This window comes from Streptomyces sp. NBC_00683, from assembly GCF_036226745.1.
In the GTDB taxonomy this organism is placed as follows: domain Bacteria; phylum Actinomycetota; class Actinomycetes; order Streptomycetales; family Streptomycetaceae; genus Streptomyces.
On sequence record NZ_CP109013.1, the window covers coordinates 8,503,060 to 8,519,659 of the forward strand.

Annotated in this window: 13 protein-coding genes and 2 pseudogenes; 9 read left to right on the forward strand and 6 right to left on the reverse strand. The window is 66.8% G+C overall.

Annotated elements, in window-relative coordinates:
- Window positions 1–73: 73 nt before the first annotated feature.
- Window positions 74–361 (forward strand): annotated as a pseudogene (locus tag OG257_RS37090) (transposase); the annotation flags it as partial.
- 62 nt (window positions 362–423) lie between these two features.
- On the opposite strand, the gene OG257_RS37095 reads toward OG257_RS37090, so the two are convergent.
- The gene (locus OG257_RS37095; protein ID WP_329214832.1) at window positions 424–1,641 is read right to left on the reverse strand and encodes a CoA transferase; all 1,218 of its coding nucleotides are present in this window, start codon (window positions 1,639–1,641) and stop codon (window positions 424–426) included.
- Between the two features lie 566 nt (window positions 1,642–2,207).
- On the opposite strand from OG257_RS37095, the gene OG257_RS37100 reads away from it, so the two are divergent.
- From OG257_RS37100 to OG257_RS37110, 3 genes are all read left to right on the forward strand, one after another.
- The gene (locus OG257_RS37100) at window positions 2,208–2,462 is read left to right on the forward strand and encodes a hypothetical protein (RefSeq protein ID WP_329203821.1); all 255 of its coding nucleotides are present in this window, start codon (window positions 2,208–2,210) and stop codon (window positions 2,460–2,462) included.
- The gene (locus OG257_RS37105) at window positions 2,459–3,010 is read left to right on the forward strand and encodes a trypsin-like serine peptidase (protein WP_329203819.1); all 552 of its coding nucleotides are present in this window, start codon (window positions 2,459–2,461) and stop codon (window positions 3,008–3,010) included. Before OG257_RS37100 ends, OG257_RS37105 begins: the two co-directional genes overlap by 4 nt.
- 507 nt (window positions 3,011–3,517) lie before the next feature.
- Window positions 3,518–4,513 carry a hypothetical protein gene (locus tag OG257_RS37110; protein WP_329203817.1) on the forward strand — a complete coding sequence of 332 codons (996 nt, stop codon included), beginning with the start codon at window positions 3,518–3,520 and terminating at the stop codon, window positions 4,511–4,513.
- A 202-nt stretch (window positions 4,514–4,715) separates the two neighbouring features.
- On the opposite strand, the gene OG257_RS37115 is transcribed toward OG257_RS37110, so the two are convergent.
- From OG257_RS37115 to OG257_RS37130, 4 genes are all read right to left on the reverse strand, one after another.
- Window positions 4,716–6,230, reverse strand: coding sequence for an APC family permease (locus OG257_RS37115; RefSeq protein WP_329203815.1), 1,515 nt, complete (start codon window positions 6,228–6,230; stop codon window positions 4,716–4,718).
- Window positions 6,231–6,750: 520 nt separating this feature from the next.
- Window positions 6,751–7,299: a DUF4262 domain-containing protein gene (locus OG257_RS37120; RefSeq protein ID WP_329203813.1), complete on the reverse strand. Its 549-nt coding sequence runs from the start codon at window positions 7,297–7,299 to the stop codon at window positions 6,751–6,753.
- A gap of 354 nt (window positions 7,300–7,653) precedes the next feature.
- On the reverse strand, window positions 7,654–8,148 hold the full coding sequence (locus tag OG257_RS37125; RefSeq protein WP_329203811.1) for an NUDIX hydrolase: 495 nt from the start codon (window positions 8,146–8,148) through the stop codon (window positions 7,654–7,656).
- Window positions 8,149–8,603: 455 nt separating this feature from the next.
- Window positions 8,604–9,107 carry a GNAT family N-acetyltransferase gene (locus OG257_RS37130; RefSeq protein ID WP_329203809.1) on the reverse strand — a complete coding sequence of 168 codons (504 nt, stop codon included), beginning with the start codon at window positions 9,105–9,107 and terminating at the stop codon, window positions 8,604–8,606.
- 655 nt (window positions 9,108–9,762) lie between these two features.
- Between OG257_RS37130 and OG257_RS37325 the strand changes: the two are divergent.
- The 3 genes and pseudogenes from OG257_RS37325 to OG257_RS37150 form a co-directional block, all read left to right on the forward strand.
- Window positions 9,763–10,960: pseudogene (locus OG257_RS37325) on the forward strand (hypothetical protein); the annotation flags it as partial.
- Window positions 10,961–11,076: 116 nt separating this feature from the next.
- Window positions 11,077–11,544, forward strand: coding sequence for an HIT family protein (locus OG257_RS37145; protein WP_329203807.1), 468 nt, complete (start codon window positions 11,077–11,079; stop codon window positions 11,542–11,544).
- A gap of 55 nt (window positions 11,545–11,599) precedes the next feature.
- The gene (locus tag OG257_RS37150) at window positions 11,600–12,193 is read left to right on the forward strand and encodes a hypothetical protein (RefSeq protein WP_329203805.1); all 594 of its coding nucleotides are present in this window, start codon (window positions 11,600–11,602) and stop codon (window positions 12,191–12,193) included.
- A gap of 316 nt (window positions 12,194–12,509) precedes the next feature.
- Here the strand turns inward: OG257_RS37150 and OG257_RS37155 are convergent, their stop codons facing one another.
- Window positions 12,510–13,448 carry an SMI1/KNR4 family protein gene (locus OG257_RS37155; RefSeq protein WP_329203803.1) on the reverse strand — a complete coding sequence of 313 codons (939 nt, stop codon included), beginning with the start codon at window positions 13,446–13,448 and terminating at the stop codon, window positions 12,510–12,512.
- 612 nt (window positions 13,449–14,060) lie between these two features.
- Here OG257_RS37155 and OG257_RS37160 point away from each other — a divergent pair.
- The gene (locus OG257_RS37160; protein ID WP_329203801.1) at window positions 14,061–15,410 is read left to right on the forward strand and encodes a helix-turn-helix domain-containing protein; all 1,350 of its coding nucleotides are present in this window, start codon (window positions 14,061–14,063) and stop codon (window positions 15,408–15,410) included.
- Window positions 15,411–15,413: 3 nt separating this feature from the next.
- Window positions 15,414–16,001, forward strand: a complete 588-nt coding sequence (locus OG257_RS37165; RefSeq protein WP_329203799.1) for a hypothetical protein — start codon at window positions 15,414–15,416, stop codon at window positions 15,999–16,001.
- Window positions 16,002–16,600: the final 599 nt, after the last annotated feature.

Below are 16,600 nucleotides of genomic sequence, written 5' to 3' on the forward strand. Positions count from 1 at the left end.
GCCCCGTCCTGCCCCGTACCGCCCCGCCCCGCCCGGCCCCGCCGCGCCCCGCGCCTGGCCTGTGCCGCTGGGACTGGACGCTTTGACCAGGCATGTTCGTGCCTTCGCCCAGATGCTCACTCAGCTCCAGGGTGGTCGACTCCGCGAATGGATGGCGGCGGTCCGAACCGACGACTTGCCCAGCATGCACACCTTCGTCAACGGCCTTGAACGTGATCTCGACGCCGTCATCGCGGGTCTCACCCTGCCCTGGAACTCGGGGATCGTCGAAGGCCATGTCAACCGGATCAAAATGATCAAGCGTCAGATGTACGGCCGAGCCGGCTTCTCACTCCTCCGGAAACGGGTCCTCCTGGCGTGAAGGGGGTCCAGCCAAGGTGAGACCAAAAGCCACAACGGCTCGGCCGTGCCTCTTGCTCCCGTTCAGGCCCAGTTCGGCAGATCGGTACCCCACCGGGTCGGGGCACGGTTCCAGTTCGCGGGTGCGCCGTCGTAGTGGACCGGGGCCAGGGCATGACGCAGCAGACCGTAGGGCGATTCGGTCTCGGTGAGCCAGGATCTGGGGTCGTAGAGGTCGGCTTCGCCCTGCCCGGAGGTGGGGTGGATATCGTGCAGCAGCCAGGAGGCCGTTCCTGCCAGGGAAAGGCGAAGATGCCGTCCGCCGCCAGTGGTCTGACGGTCGCTCAGTGCACGTAGGACGGCGGCGGCGAGCAGGTACCCGGTTCCGTGGTCCAGCGCCTGTGCGGGCAGCACACCGGGGCGGCCGTCGGCCGTGGCCTCGATTGCGGCGATACCGGTACCGGCTTGGACCAGGCTGTCGAAGCCGCGACGCTCGGCCCAGGTGCCGGACCACCCCCAGGCACACAGTTGGGCCACGATGAGACCCGGGTACCGGTCCATGAGCACGTCTGGGGTCAGTCCGTGCCGGTCCAGGGAGCCGGGGCGGTAGCCGGTCACCACGACGTCCGCCTGGCTGAGAAGGTCCTCGAAGGCGTGCCGGTCACCGGGGCTGCTGAGGTCCAGCAACGTGGAGCGTTTACCCATGCCGGTGTCGGTGTGAGTATCTGGGTCCTCGGGGAGTTGGGGGGCGTCCACGCGCAGCACGTCGGCGCCCAGCAGCGCCAGTGTGCGTGTGGCGACGGGGCCGGCGAGGACGCGGGTCAGGTCCAGGACCCGCACGTCCTGGGCCGGTACGGATGCGGGCGCCAGCAGTCGAGGGCTGCTCTGACCCACGTGCCGCGTCTCGACCAGGGCGGGTCCGGCCGCAGCGGGCGCGGAAGCCACGGCCACGGCAAGGCCGCCCGCCGCGTAGACGCTCTCCTGGACCTCCCCGGCCGGTCGCGATGCCAGCTCCTTCGAGAGCACACCCACCAGCACCTGGTCCCCTCCTGTGTCTGCGATATCCAGGGCGCTGAGCAGCCGGGCACGATGGTGCGGGTAGTTGGCGTGGGTGCGAACCCAGCCGTCGGCCGCCTGCCAGAACCCGGACAGCGGGGCGAAAGACGTCGGGGCCCGGCCGGCGATTCGCAGGTGGCGTTCGCTGACGAACGCGGTGGCCACCGCCGCCTCGTTCACCCGCACTGCGGGCACCGGCACGCGGTTGCGCAGCGCCAGCAGTTCCGCCGCTGCCAGCGAGGCCACTCCGACGCTGGCCCGCGCCAGTTCCCTCACCGGCAGACGCGACGGCAGGACAGCACCCGCCCCCTCGAAGGACACGCTCTGAACCAGTCGGCTCCGGCCCCCCAGGGCCGCCCAGGCGTGTGCGGTGGCCGCATCCTCCGTATACGTCATCCGCTCATTGTGCGACACCACCAGGATGACGCTGCTGGCCGGCATCTTGGCTGCCCCCTGAAGGATCACGCAACGTAATCGACCACAGAAATTGATCCAGAACCCGTTCTCGTGTGCAGAGCCAGGACACCCTTACTCGTGCTGTTCATAGATGCAGTCTTCTCGTGCCGGGGCGACGGTGGGCGAACTTGTGAAGCCCTTGCTTGGGGATGGGCTGGTGGTGCAAGATCCGTCAGCCGCCAGGTCACGGGGATCAGGGGCTTGACTTCTTGACCTGCGGGGTTTTTGTGGCTGGTGCGGACAGACCGATGAATCTGCTGGGCAGCGGCAGGGGGAAGAGACTCGCGTGGGCCGGTGCGGTCGCGGTTGTACTGATCACGCTAGGAACGATCGGCCACAGCCACAGGAGTGTTGGTGTGTCGACGGCCGGGCCGGAGATCGTTTTTCATGACGCAGCGGTCACGAAACAGGATCGCAGGCTGGTGGAGACGTACTGGACCGGCACGGGCATCGCGGACGTGGCCCACGAAGACGCCATTGGCGACCACGTGCAGCCCGAATGGACGGAGGGCGGTGTCACCGCCCGTACTGTCGGCCGCCTGTATGCCCAGAACGCAGGAGGCGACTTGGGCGCCTGCACGGCGACTGTGGTCGGCACCCGCACACGGTGATAACCGCCGCGCACTGCGTCAGAACATCGGAGGCCGGAGAGCCCGCCCGGTCGGCGACGTGGGACCAGCAGCTCTACTTCGTGCCTGGCTACCACGACGGCAAGAGCCCCTACGGCGGCTTCACTGTGCGCCGGGTGCGGATGGCCGAGGAGTGGCAGGACGAGGGCCTGGACGTCGCCGTGCTGGAGATGAACCCAGGCGACGACGGACGGACCATTTCCGAAGTGACCGGCGTCCAGCGGATCTCGTTCACGGCTGAATCGGGTACGCGCACCCACTTCTTCGGCTACCCGTACACGAACCGGCTCCTGCACTGCGAAGGCGACAGTGGGCGTGACTACCGCGGTAGTGCCCTGCTGCGGATCCCCTGCGTCATGGGCGTCGGGTCGAGCGGGGGCCCCTACATCGTCGACCTCGACGCGGCCGAGGCCGGCAGTGTCGTCGCGGTGAACATCAGTGGCGACGAGACCGTCAGTTACGGAACATCCCTAGGCTCGTTCGCCCGACGCCTCTACGCGCAATCTGAGAACTGCTCGCGAGATTGTTGAGCGATGCCGCCGGGAGCGTGCAGTTCCTACACCGCAGAAGACGGGAAATTGCGCAGGGGCAGGCAGGTTCTGTGGTGCGCGACGCTTAGCCGGCCCAGACGATAGGGAAGCCCCCGGCCGCTGGCCCTGGGGGTTCTTCATGGAGCGGGTGACGAGAATCGAACTCGCGCTCTGAGTTTGGGAATCACGGGGACTTGGGTACCTGAAGCCTGCTTGACCTGTGACAACGGTCCTGTCTGTGGCTAATGGCGGCTTGCCGTTGTGACCGTGGTTGACCGATGTTCCCTGCCCTATCTGGTGCGCATGTGGTGCGGCAGCCACTGTCGCGAAAGTCGCAGTGGTCGGCGTAAGGGACGGCCAGGCTCAGTAGGTCAGGACAGGGCCAGCGAGGCGGACCGGACGCGGCGCCCTGCCGGACCCGGGCAGGGACGGCGGAGACACGCTGCCGGAGCTGGCCTCTAGCTCACCTGCAGGCGCCGTGCGAGGCTGACGGTGGGGGATGACGACATGAAGCACATACCTTTCTTTCGCTGGGTTCTGACGGCCGGTTTCATGCTCTTCGCGTGCTCGGCGGGGCTGTACGCGATCGAGTCGGGGCCGGAGCTGCCCGCGACGCGCCAGATCGACATGGCGGTGGTCGATGAGAAGGCTGACGGCACCTGCCGGGTCCGGTGGAGCGACCCGTACGAGAAGAAGACGCGGGAGGGGCCGTACCACTGCGACGCCGGCCGGAGCGACAGCCTCAAGGCGCCGAACTACCCGGACAGCCGGGGCTACGGCTGGGCGTCCGGGTTCATGTTCACGAAAGGGCCGAACCGGGGGGACCTGTACGATTTCGAAGCCTTCTCGGAGGAGGACTTCACCACCTCGGACACCCTCCTGCTACTGGGGGTACTGCTCATCCTGATCGGGCTGGTCGGCGGCAACCTCCGCGCCCTCCCCCGGGTCCTTGGCGTGGAGGCGCGGCTCGTGCGTCGCGCGACCCGGCTGGCCCAGGCTGCCAGGTGGGCAGCCGAGGACTACGCGCGGGCGGTGGACGCGGTGCGGGACGCCGGGCGCCACGGGTCGCTCGACGCGGCACCTGACCCCGAACTGGTCCGCTCCCTTTGGGTTCTGCGGGAGGCCGGGCCGCAGCCACACAGGGCGGCGGCGGACGCCCGGGACCTCGCGAACCGGCTGCGCCCGCTGCTTAGGGAGGCGGCCCCCGCCGCCGGGCTGCGGAACAGGCTCCAGGCCGGACCGGCCGCCCGGGCCGACGCCGAGGCGGCGGTCATCGAGCTGCGCCGGCTGCTGGCCGACGCCGAACGGCACGGCCTGTGGGAGCGGTTCGCGCAGGCATCGGTCGACCTGCTCCGGGGGCAGGACACCGACCGGGCCGCCCTCGCGGCCGGGACGGACTTCGAGCGGGACCCGGACGCCTACCGACGGCTCCTGGAGGGCCTCGCGCCTCTCGAGGCGGCGGCCCGGACAGAGCCTCTCCGACGCCGCCGTCGGCGTTACTGACCGTCTACCCGGAACTGGCCCCGTACGGACGGCACTCGTATCAAATCCAGCCCCGACCACCGACGCAGCCGCCTCCCGGCTCGCAACCCTCAGTCGCTGCTGCACGAAATCTGAGCCAGAACCCGTTCTCGTGGACAAAGCCACCGAGCCGCGCGAACAGAGTCCGGCAGGCCGTTCCGGGGAGAGGCGGCGCTTCCCGGTGTCAGTCCTTGAGGCCGGCGGGGTCGGTGGTGTCGGTGAAGGAGTCTCCCTCACCCGGTTCCGTCTCCAGGACCTGGCGGTTGAGCCTCAGCATCACGATGAAGAACAGGCCGCCCAGGAACAGGAGGCCCACGACGATCACGACGGAGACGAACGCCTCTTCGGGGGCCACCAGCACGAACAACGCGATGAGTGTCCATACCAGGGCGCAGACCGCGACCGGCAGCTCGAACCGTCCGAGATCGAAAGCACCCTTCTTACGGCTCAGGCGCCCGCGTACCGCCAGGTAGAGCACGATCGTGGAACCGTAGGTCACCGCGGGCAGGATCGTCGATGCAGTGACCAGCTCCAGCAGCGCGGACCCCGGCAGCGCGATCATCAGGACGAGACCGAGGACGAAGACCAGCACCGTTGCCGGGATCGGCGTCCTCGTACGGGGGTTCACCCGCCGCATCAGGCGGTGGGCAGGAAAACGCCCGTCGCGCGCCATGGCGAAGACGAGGCGCGAGCACGCGACCATCACCACGATCCCGGCGCCGAAGAACGCGACGGTGATGGCGGTCAGCAGGATCTTCTCCGTCACCGGACCGAGGTGGTCACGCATGATCGCAGCGACCGGCGACCCGTCGGCGCTGACACGGGGGATGTCGTCGATAGCGACCGTCAGCGTGATCAGGAACAGCATTCCAAGGACACCGGCCGCCACCACCGATCCCACGATCGCGCGGGGAACCGTGCGGAACGGATCCTTGGCCTCCTCGGCCAGATTCGCCGCCGAGTCGAAACCGACGAGTGTCGCGAGCCCCATGATCATCGCAAGCATCAACCCGCCGCCGACCGCGAAGTAGTCGGGAGCGTCCTCGACGACACCGCGCGAGGTGAGGTTGCCCACCGAGCCGTCGCCCGTGACCGCCACAGCGATGACAAGTGCGACCGCCACCACCACGACCAGCGCCAGCTCGAGCCCCACCGCGACACTGTTGATCAGGCTGACGATACGTGTGGAGGCCACGGCCAGCACGGTCTGGACCAGCAGCACCACGAGTGTGATCAGACGCGCGGTGCCCTCGTCCGGCTCAACCCCGGCGAGCGGCATGAACGCCTGGCTCGCCAGCGCATTGTCCACCGCCACCACACCGATCGCCAGGTAACAGAAGGTCAGCCAGCCGAACCACCAGCCGATCTTCGGACTGGCCAGCCGCGAGGCCCATTGATACGAGGAACCGCTGAGCGGGATACGGGCCGCGAACTGCGCGACCACCAGCGCCACCAGCGTCTGACCCACCGCAGCGACGATCCACAACCAGATCCCGACCGGCCCGGCAGTCAGCAGCACCTCGTCGAATGTCGCGAAGATACCCACCGCCACCGAGATGAACGCGAACGAGATCGCGAACACCTGGAAGGAGCCGAGCGTCCGCTTCAACTCCTGCCGGTAGCCACCCGCCTCCACGGCCCCCGCATCGCCCTGGGTACCGGACGAGGACTCCACCACCGCGGTCACCTCACCTTCCATGGCCCTTCAGTGCCGCGGCCACGGCAGGCAAAGACCGATCAGTGCACCAATTCCACCATCTTCCACACCTTTGCCCCCGCCCGGCTCACACCATTACCCGTACGAATGCCAACCCGCCCCCACCACGCCGCCGTCGCGGACACCGTCGACCGGCACCGGCCCGGTCAGCCGGCGCCACCTCCCCCCGGCTCGAACGAACGATGTGCCCAACCAGACGGTGCGGCGCTACGCCCCCTACCGGAACCCGGAGATCCTCACGGCCCCGGCCGAGCCCCACTGGAAGCACTCCACGCGAGAGCGGCCTTCCTCCCCAGCACAGTAGGACCTCCGCGGCCCGCCACCCTGCCGCCCCCAAACCCCCGCCCAGGTCCACACGAGGGCCCTCAGCCACCACGACACGACCACTGGCCGCAGCTGGGCCGACCGCTGTCCGAGCGCGCCGGCGCTGCAGCGCCCACAGAAATGATCTTGCTTCAGTAGCTTTCGCGACGGTGTTGCTCCATCGCTGGTCGGCACGGGGTCACAGTTCGGTCGACCAGACCCCGACAGGGTGCTCAGCCGGTGGCAGCCACAACTGAGGCTGCGACTCCCGATACCTCTCCTCAGCCTGTTCCTCCCAGTGGAAGCGGCCATCCGCGTCGGGCCACGCAACTTGCAGCACAGGGAAAGGAGGCCGCCGGTAGAATCCGATGGCCTGCCCGAAGAAGGTCCGGTACCAGCGAAGATCGACCTGTCTGAGCGCGACTTGGTGACCGTCGACAACGTCAGGATGCCTCTGGCCATCAGTCAGTACAGAGCTCGCGGCGGACTTCGCTCCGAGGCTGTTGAGCATGCGGTGCATGGCATGGATATCGAGTCCGAACATGGCGAGTTCAGGCGCGCCGTGAGTGTGCGCGAGGCCGATCGTGTAGGCGCATCCAGGACCGATGTCGTCCTCGGGGACCATCACGACGTGCCATCCGTGCTGCTGCACATTCTCGATGATCGTCAGATCCACGCGGTCCGCTTCGTCCCGGTCACCGTAGTCATGACAGAGGACACAGCGGCACTGGAACGGATCATCAAGCATGTGCGGAGGCTACGAGGTGAGCGTTTGAGTCCGGCAGTCGGGGTTCACGGCCACCCTCTCAATCGAACAACATCGTCACCTTCGGCGACCGCTCCCCAAGAGCTGTGCCAGAACCCAATTCTCGTCAACAATCCGGAGTGAGCTGATCACCGGCAGCCGCCCGGAACTCGCGCACAAGTGCTGTCACGAGACAGGTTCTGGCACACATTCCGCGAACGATATTCATGGTCCTGCGTCAGGGTGAGGAGCGAGGCGCGCCACCTGCACCGATCGAAGACTGCAAGGCCCCGGATTGGTGAACGAGTTCTGGCCCAGCCCCGTGCATTGGAAGATGTGCCTTCCGCGGTCCGTTGCCTAGCCGGCAACGGTGATCGGCCGAGCTGGTGAGCCGTCCGCTATGAGTGCACCGAGCAGCGATGGAAGCCCCGCCGGTCTCAGCAAGTCCGTCGTGGTGGCCAGTTCCTCGGCGGTCCACCATCGGTGTCCTGTGATGGCGGCTCTCTCCACTTCCTCGAACCCAGAGGTGTCGACCGTGAAGGAAGGCACCCGGGCCAGGTAGTAGCGCTGGCGGACTTCGTAAGTGATGCCGTCTCGGGTCGTGGTCCAAGGACGCCCGCGCCAGACTTCGGGGCCCAGGTCGACATTGGCCAACCCAGTCTCCTCCCGCAGCTCGCGCAAGGCCGCCTGCTCATGGGTCTCGCCCGGCCCCAGCCCACCGCCCACGGTGAACCAGCGCAGAGAGCCGTCCGTCTGGTTCCTGGCGGAGAAGAGCAGCAGGCGATCGGCATCGTCCAGCAACACCACACGCGCGCTCAGGCGGAGCGGGAGCCTCTCGTCCGGTATCGTCACCGCGCCAGACTAGAGGCCCGAATCACCTCGCCAGCACGGTGGTCACGCCGGATCGCCGCAGACAGCCCTACATCTGCGGCATGACCAGCACCTTTCACCTGGAACATCTCGACGTTGCCCTGGCAGGAACCGGAGTGCTGTCAAAACTCAGGTTCGGGGCACATTCCGTGAATGACCTTGCCGGCCCTGCGTCGAGGTGAGGAGCCAGGCGCGCTACCGGCACGGATCGCAGTCTGCACGAGCCCGACGACGTGAACTCGGGAGCGTTCACGAAATGTGTGCCAGAACCACGAGACATCAACGTAGCCAGCCAGCCACCACCCCCGACAAGCCGCAGGCCAGACACGAAGATCACGACCTGCACCCGGACCACCAACCGACCCCGGCACGCCCGGCGCTCCGCCGCAACGCACTCGATCACCCTGAGCACGAAGCCCCGGCAGCACACTCCCGCGTCACAGCAACGAGCGTGTCAGCCAGACCACTTCACCGTTCTCCTCCATGGAAACGTGATCCCGCACGAACCCGACCTTCTCAAGGACACGGAGCGACGGCGTGTTCCACACACCGACCGTCGACCACAGCCGCTTCCGCCCGGTCGCCGCAGCGGCATCGAGCACCGCGCCGGCCGCCTCGGTGGCATAGCCACGCCCATGAGCACGCTGGAACAGCTCATACGCGATTTCAGGCTCCTCCACAGTGGAGCGGCCGATGATCAGCCCGCAGTAGCCGATGAAGTCGCCCTCGTCACGGCGCTGGATGGGCAACAGGGCGATCCCCGTGGTCGCCGTCGCGGTGAGCAGCTCCGCGATGGACGTCCGGATGTGCTCAACCGTGGGGGTTCCCTTGCCGCGTTCGGAGAGGAGGGCGCAGAACTCAGCGGCGTCCGACTCGGCCCACGGCCGCAGTATCAGCCGCTCAGTCTCCAGGTGGAACGGCATCGTCGCGAACGTAGTCATGCTCCCACTTTGCCCCACGCATCATCACGAACCACAGCCGGAGGAGCAACGGCGAGCAGAGCCACCGACCCGAAAACCTCGGCACACGACCCTGCTGAGACCGGCGGCTGATACAGGGGCGCTGTTGAGCAGGTGGCCGCTCCCGGTACCGAGGTCGATGTGCCTGAGTGCGGAACCCGTCACCCGACAACTGCCCCGACTCCGTCCTCCTGGCTTAGTCCACGAGAACGAGTTCCGGCTCAGATTCCGTGACATCGCCACGGTGAGTGACAGTTGGCCGTCGTGCGGCCCTTCGGGAAGTCGCCCGAAATCGACCAGCGGCGATCTCGAGTGGCTGACAGTCCGGGTCCGTGGAAGAGATGGTGCTCCGGCTGGAGGAGCTGCTGTTCCCGCCGACCGCGGACAGTGTCGGTGCTGGCGGTGGGCGTGATGAACAAGACGGCACGGACCGAGGCCTGTAGTACTACGGGCGGCTCGGCCTGTCCGGGTCGCGGAAGCTGGCCCACCCGGGTCCAAAGCTCCTACCAGCGGTTTCCACCAGACGCCTAGCGCGGGGCTGCGGGTGCTGCTCTGTCTGCACAGCCAGTGGACCGAGCGCCTGCGATCAACGCTGGCAGCGGTGGGCCTCACGCTCGCTGGCCGGGCGCGTGCACGGATGGCCAGCGTCTTCGAGGTGTCCGTCAGCCGCAGCACCGTGCTGCGCCTGGTCGCGGCACTGCCCGAACCGGACTCACCAGCGCCGCAAGTGGTCGTCGTCGATGAGAACGCGACTCGCAAAGGCCGTCATTACGGCACGTTACTGGTCGACGTCGAGACCCGGCGACCCGCGGACCTGCTGCCCGACCGGGAGGCGTCGAGCCTGGCGGCTTGGCTGGCCGAGCCGCCAGGCATCGAGGTGGCCTGTAGGGACCGGGCGCCGTATTTCGCCGAGGGCGCCACCATTGGGGCGCCCAAGACGGTGCAGGTCGCTGATCGCTGGGCATCTGCGGAACAACCTTGGCGAAGCCGCCGAGCGGTGCGTTGCAGACCACCGCGGCCGTCTACTGAACAGGGCGCCCGAGCCACCCGGGCAGGTCCAGGAGCAGAACCCACGAACCTGGCTCCCCGTGCCGACCGGCCACCGGTTCGGCCGACCGGAACAAGAGCCAATCAGCCGCCGTTCACGCGCTGCTGGCCGACGGCCACAGCCGCCGCGCGATCCAACGCCGGCTCGGCACGACCTACCGCACCGTCAAGCTCCTCGCTGACGCTGCCACCCCGGAAGACCTCTTCCACGGCCAGGGGCAGGGCCGCCCCTCGGTCTTGGATAAGTTCAAGCCTTATCTGGACGACCGCTGGAACCATGGCTGCACCAACGCCTGGAAGGTATGGGAGGAGATCGTGCCACTCGGCTACACCGGTAGCTACCAGTGAGTTCGCGCCTCCTTCCGCGCCAAGCGTCTCTCGGCAGTCCCGCTCCCCGCGTCCCCGCCATCGCCGCGCACCGTCGTCGGCTGGATACTGAGGCATCCCGACTCTCTCACCGAGGTGGAACAGCTCCGCCTCAAGGCCGTCTTGGCCCACTGTCCCGATCTGGATGCGCTCACCGGACAGGCCCGGTCCTTCGCCCAGATTCTCACCGAGCGCCAGGGCCACCGGCTCCCTGAGTGGCTCGACGCGGTCCGCCGAGACGACCTGCCCGGCCTCCATACCCTCGCCGCAGGCATCGACCGAGACCGCGACGTCGTCATCGGCGGCCTCTCGCCCTGCCCAGGAACTCCGGCGTCGTGGAGGGACACGTCAACCGAATCATGATGTTCAAGCGCCAGATGATCGGACGTGCCGGGTTCCAGCTCTTTCGGAAGAGAGTTCTCCTGGCGTGACTGGGTGACTGGGTGACTGGGTGACTGGGTGACTGGGTGACTGGTGACAGGCGACTGGTGACTGAGGCCGACAGGCGTTTCGAGAGACAGTTCTACGATCTCAGTTCATGACGACTCCCGACTGCTACACATGCAGCAAGGAAGCAGATTTCGACAACCTCCCACCACGCGAGTGCGTGGTATATGACCAGCACTGGCGGGTGGCCCACGCCTTCAACACCGCAGTGCCCGGCTGGCTGGTGCTGCTGCCTCGGCGCCACGTTGCCGCGGTTCATGACCTCACCAACGCTGAGGCATCTGCCCTAGGGGTGTGGCAGGTCAAGCTTTCCCGGGCTCTCCAGAGCCTGACTGGTTGTGCCAAGACCTACGTCATCCAATTCGCCGAAGCCGAAGGCTTCGCGCACGTGCACTTCCATATCGTTCCGCGCATGGCAGATCTACAACCAGAGCATCGTGGGCCGGGCATTTTCGAGCTGCTTCGGCGACCGGAGCAGGAGCGAGTAACGGCTGACCGGGCAGACCAAATAGCCCACTCGCTCCGAGCTCAACTTCATGGGCACCCGAACGCTCAGTAACCAGATCACGGAATCCGAGCTCGACCCTCGACACAGACAGCCCAAGGGAGAAGAGTTGACCACCGAGTACCAGCAGAAGCGGCGCGAGCGCTATATCGCCGCCACCGTCATGCCTGCCCCACAACCGTGGCAGCCGGTGCTGGACCACAGGACCCCCATCGGAGGTCTGCTCGGCATCGGCTTCGCCGTCCATCCCGACAGCGGGCACGACCTCGTCATGGTCGTGTCCAGCGACGGGCACGGACTCTTCGACGCGGTCACGGGCGAGAAGATCGCCCGCGACAGGGACCCAGACCCCGACACCAGCACTCCGGACGCGTCGCCGGAGCTCACCTGCCCCGGGCTCGGCCCTGTCGAAGGCGGGCCGGTGCGTATCGCCGGGCTCTTCGGCGGCGGCCTGCACAGCACCACACCGGACGGCTGGACCCTGGACGTCGTCAGCCCCGAGTGGCCCCACGACCGCGTCATCCTCTCCGCCGACGGCGGGTCCCACACAGGGCCGGCGGGAGGGACATGGTGGCACGTCTTCCACTCCGAGTACTCAGAACTCCGCGCAGCCGGCTTCTCGCCCTCCGGCCTGACCCTGGCGGTCGCCACCAGCAGCGACCTCACCCTCTGGACCCGGCCCGAACTCCACTTTGACGACTGAGCAGACAGCAGGACAGCGGGACAACGGGCGAAGGGGACGGCAGACGGACAGGGCAGAACCCGCAGGGACGCCGGGAGGCCAGACAAGGGCCTACGCACCTGCCAGAGCGGCGCTTACCGACGGAGGCGAGTTCGTCGGACGGGACGACAGCATTCCCCAGCCGCCAGCTTGCCCACGCCTACGCGGCACGCCTCCGACGGACGAGGAGACGAGGTACGGAGACTCCAGCGTTGCCATCCACCGTCGACACCCTCACCCGGCTCGAAGCCGCCTCGGCCAGGATCGGCTGCATCTCCTCAACCTGTCCGCCCCCACGTCAGCCCGCGAACCGCTCCCACAGGGCAGCCTCATCCGCGGCGAGCGGCGGCCCCCACACCAGCCTGCCGCCGATCAGCCCCGGCAGGCGGCCGGTGGCCAGGTGCGGATTCTCCAGCTTGTCGGCCGTCTCCTCCAGCAGCATGCTCAACGTCTGGTCCCCGACAGTCCGCACGGACGTGTCGTCCCAGTGCCCGACCTTGCCCGTCTCGGCGTCGACGAACAGGCCATAGCTCGTGTCGGTCACCGACCATGAACAGAACGGAATCCATGACGGCTTCCACACCATCGCATCGCCAACGCCCCACCCGCCTCCTAGCTCCCGCTGGTTCTCCCCATGCCACCGGTAGGACGTAGCCACCGTGCCCAGCGGCATCAACGCCCAGCCGTAGTCGGGCATCACACCCGCCCCCGGGGTGTCTTTGCCCCCCGCGCACAGCAGCCACAACGCCCGCAGCTCCACGGATACACACACCCCAAGTGAATGCTCCAGCGCGGCAATCTCGTACGTGGACGCGCCCGGCAGCAGCGCCGCATGGGTAGCGGGCGCGTGCTGCTCAAGCCAGCTGGTGACCCGCCGCCATGCCTCGGTCACCTGCCGCGCGGCGATCTGCTGCAGGCGGGGATCCGGCATGGCCGCGGGAGCCTGCTCGTCGCCGGCGTCGGGAAGCGGCCCGGTCGCCTCGATGTCCCGGATCTCGATCCGGTCTACGTCCAGCAGGGGCGGACCGTAGGCGTAACGCACGATCAGGGGCGGGCACGCATCGAAGGTGTCGCTGTCGATCGTCGCCGCGTACAGGCCGAGCCTGCCGGCGCGCTCGCCGAGGCGTGGATCGCCGGCCAACTGCCGGGCCAGGGTCTTGACCGCATACAGGACACCGTCGCCGAGCTCCGTGCAGCGAGCGCGTATGCGGTCGGGCAGGTCAACACTGACGGTCACTGGGAAGCGTGCTCCTTGCGTAGGACTCGGGCTTACCGCTGGGTGCGTTCGGCCGTTTCCCACAGGGTGCGTTGCTGCGCCTCGTGGAGTGATGAGCTCGAGGAGGTATTCCTGGAGGGACTCGCCGGTCTGCGCGGCGCGCACCTTGAGACCGGTCATGGTTTCATCCAGAATGTTATGGATCGTAACGGAGTCAGCAGCACAGGCGACGAGGGATGCGTGGACTACAGCCTCGTGATCGCCGCTGCCCAGGCCGCAGGACCGTGCCAGCCCGGCGAGGAAGCCTCCTGGGCCGCAGCGTACAAACCCTCACGGTCGACCTGCACATGATTGCCAAGCAGGCCAAGCAGACCGTGCAGGACGTCGACCGGCTGGAGAGCGCCAAGACGTTCGTATCGCTTTCCTGGAAAAGGTCGAGATCGAGGGGACCAGCGGCCGAGGCCTGCTGACCCTGCGGCTGCCGTCCGGCGACGCGGAGCCCGTGACTGAAGCGATTGCTTCATAGGGCGCCAGCGTCTCCGTCTAGCGATGGGCAAAGTTGCGACACCCGCTCACGGCATGCGAATCTCGCATTGAATATGCGGAAACCGCATCCCCTATTAGTATGTGTTCATGCCGATGAGCACCGAAGAAATGCTGCGAGTGACAGTCACCGCCATCGCACACCGCACCGGTGAACAACAGTCAGACCTCGCAGCAGCCCTCGGGCTGACGCAAAGCCAGATCAGCCGCAGGCAGCATGGAAGGGCCGCATGGACCCTCCAGGACTGTGACCGCCTCGCCGCCCACTGGGGCATGCCCGTACTCGACCTCCTCGCAGGGCCCACACACGCCCTGGCGAAACTGCACGCCGACCGGGTCACGACCCACGCAACGCAGACCCTCATCCCGATCGACACCCCGCCACCCACAGCCCCCCCGACCCCAGAGCCCGAACCCGCTCCCGCCGAGCCGGCCGAAACCCCGGCACCCACAACGCCCGGCCCACCGGCCGCACCAAAACGCGTCACCGCACCCGCCGGCCCACTGGCCGACCAGATCCGCAAGCGCGTCAAACAGGAACTCGCCGCGCACGGAGGAGACCTGGAGACAACGCGGGCCACGCTCATCAAACGAGCAGTGCCCGACGTGATGGCACTCTTCGCAGCCTCCCGGGTCGGCGGCCGCTACGAACACTCCGAATTCCCCCCCACCGCCGACATCCTCAAAAAAACCTCACAGAAAGGAGCAGACCAAATCTGGGAAGGCCGACCCAAGTGGCGCTCCGAGGACCTGTACCGCGCAGCACGAAGCGGACACGTCACGATCGAGGTGACAGTCCTCGACATGAACGCGGCCTACCTCTCCGCACTCAAAGCGTGGCTACCGATCGGCAAACTCGTCCACACCGAGGGCCACCCGCACGACCCCAAGCGCTCCGGAGTCCACCGAGTCACCCCCGCACCATGGAACGAACCAGATCTCCCCTCCCCACTCGGCGCACGAAAAGAGCCGGGACCCCTATGGATCACCGAACCCACCCTCCGCCTCCTGCTGCGCTGCGCAAAACTCGGGTTCTGCGAAGCGCCCGTCATTCACGAATCACTGACATCCGGCGCATCCGAAGGACTCCTCGAAAAAATGCGCCGCGCACTCACCGAAGTACGCCGGGAAGCTACAACCCAGAACGACGAACTAACCACCGAATACGTGAAATCCATGTATTCTAAGTTCGTGTCCACCATCGGCGAAAGCAGCGCGAATCGCGAAATCCGGCGCCCAGACTGGATGCACATCATCCGCTCCCAAGCCTTCGCGAACCTATGGCTGAAAGCCTATAAGGCACACACCGCCGGACTGACAGTGGTTCAAATCTCCGGAACCGACGAACTCCACATCGCCGGGGACTGGCAGCAGGTGTTCCCCGAAGGCCGCGACCTCGCCCAGGTCAAAGCCAAGTCCCTTTACACACTGGGGGAGTAGGCCATGACCGGAGCAACAGACCTGTGGGGCGAGTGGCAAAAACACGGCGCCCAGGGAATCAGCGGAGCCCAAGCCCTCGCCGCCGAACTCGACCGCATCGCCCGCGAAGGCGGAATCACCTCACCCGTCACCACCAAACGAGGCCTCTCCGCCCGCCTGCGCTACCTCTCCAGCAGCGCAGGCCGCGAAGTCCTGCGCTCACACGGCATCAGCGCACGCCTGCTGCGCTCCTGGCAGAACGGGGCACGCCCCAGCCGACGCAAGCTCGAAGCGGTCGACCGCGCATACCAGGAGCGGCGCCGGCACAACCTCGTCCGCTCCGGCGCCCTGAAGCGGCTCCTGGACAACGAAGGACGCGGCCGGCGCATCGAGGTCTATCCCGTCGACCAGTCACGGGTACCCGAGCAGTACCGCAGGCCCAACCTCAGCGAACGCTCGGTACAAGCCCGTTACGTCTGGGACGACATGGTCGAAGCCTGGGCCAAGCGCGACCTCGAAACGTTGGACGAAATCTGGGACGACATCATCACCGACCTCGACTCCGACTATGCGGCTTACGCATATGTGGGTTCCATCGGAGTCGGCGCGTGAAACTCGCACAGGGCTGACGCATAAATACTGTGGCTTTCCAGTCATCGGAAGGCCATTATTTTCAACTTTGCGTCGGTGATCGGGCGGAGGCAGACGGTGTACCCGTCCTTATCGAGGTCGATCCTTCATCGAGTACGGATACCGGACACGCCCAAAGGCCGGAAACCCTATTTGGAGGAACGATGCTGCGCCACCGAATGCATTTTCCGCATCTGTCCGCGTGGAATTCGGCTCCCTTTGCCGTACCTCTCTTGCTCCACCGGGAAACGTACCTCCGGAGGAGGTAACGGTCCTTGAAGAGCAGGAAATTGACGATACGTCAGACGCGGAACCACGCTGCGCGGCACGAACCAGCGGTGGGATTGGACCGCGGACACTGAAATTGAGAATGAACACAAGATCACCAGTAACACCCGACAGAGCAAATCGAACAGATGACCCGTCACCCTTGCTTGTAGCCAGCCAAGGGCCGGCCGGAGGCCGGACCTTTGGGCCGAAGGCCCAGCCTCATCACCGAAGGTGATGAGGCATCAGGGCCGGAGGCCCTTGAGGGCGCGGAGCGCCCGGAGTCTTTGACGGCCCGTAGGGCCGTCGCGTCA

Bases quoted from the DNA above. Each gene is read 5' to 3' on its own strand.
- OG257_RS37110 (WP_329203817.1), top strand. From the start codon at position 3,518: ATGAAGCACATACCTTTCTTTCGCTGGGTTCTGACGGCCGGTTTCATG.
- OG257_RS37115 (WP_329203815.1), bottom strand. From the start codon at position 6,230: ATGGAAGGTGAGGTGACCGCGGTGGTGGAGTCCTCGTCCGGTACCCAG.
- OG257_RS37120 (WP_329203813.1), bottom strand. From the start codon at position 7,299: ATGCTTGATGATCCGTTCCAGTGCCGCTGTGTCCTCTGTCATGACTAC.
- OG257_RS37130 (WP_329203809.1), bottom strand. From the start codon at position 9,107: ATGACTACGTTCGCGACGATGCCGTTCCACCTGGAGACTGAGCGGCTG.
- OG257_RS37145 (WP_329203807.1), top strand. From the start codon at position 11,077: ATGACGACTCCCGACTGCTACACATGCAGCAAGGAAGCAGATTTCGAC.
- OG257_RS37160 (WP_329203801.1), top strand. From the start codon at position 14,061: ATGCCGATGAGCACCGAAGAAATGCTGCGAGTGACAGTCACCGCCATC.
- OG257_RS37165 (WP_329203799.1), top strand. From the start codon at position 15,414: ATGACCGGAGCAACAGACCTGTGGGGCGAGTGGCAAAAACACGGCGCC.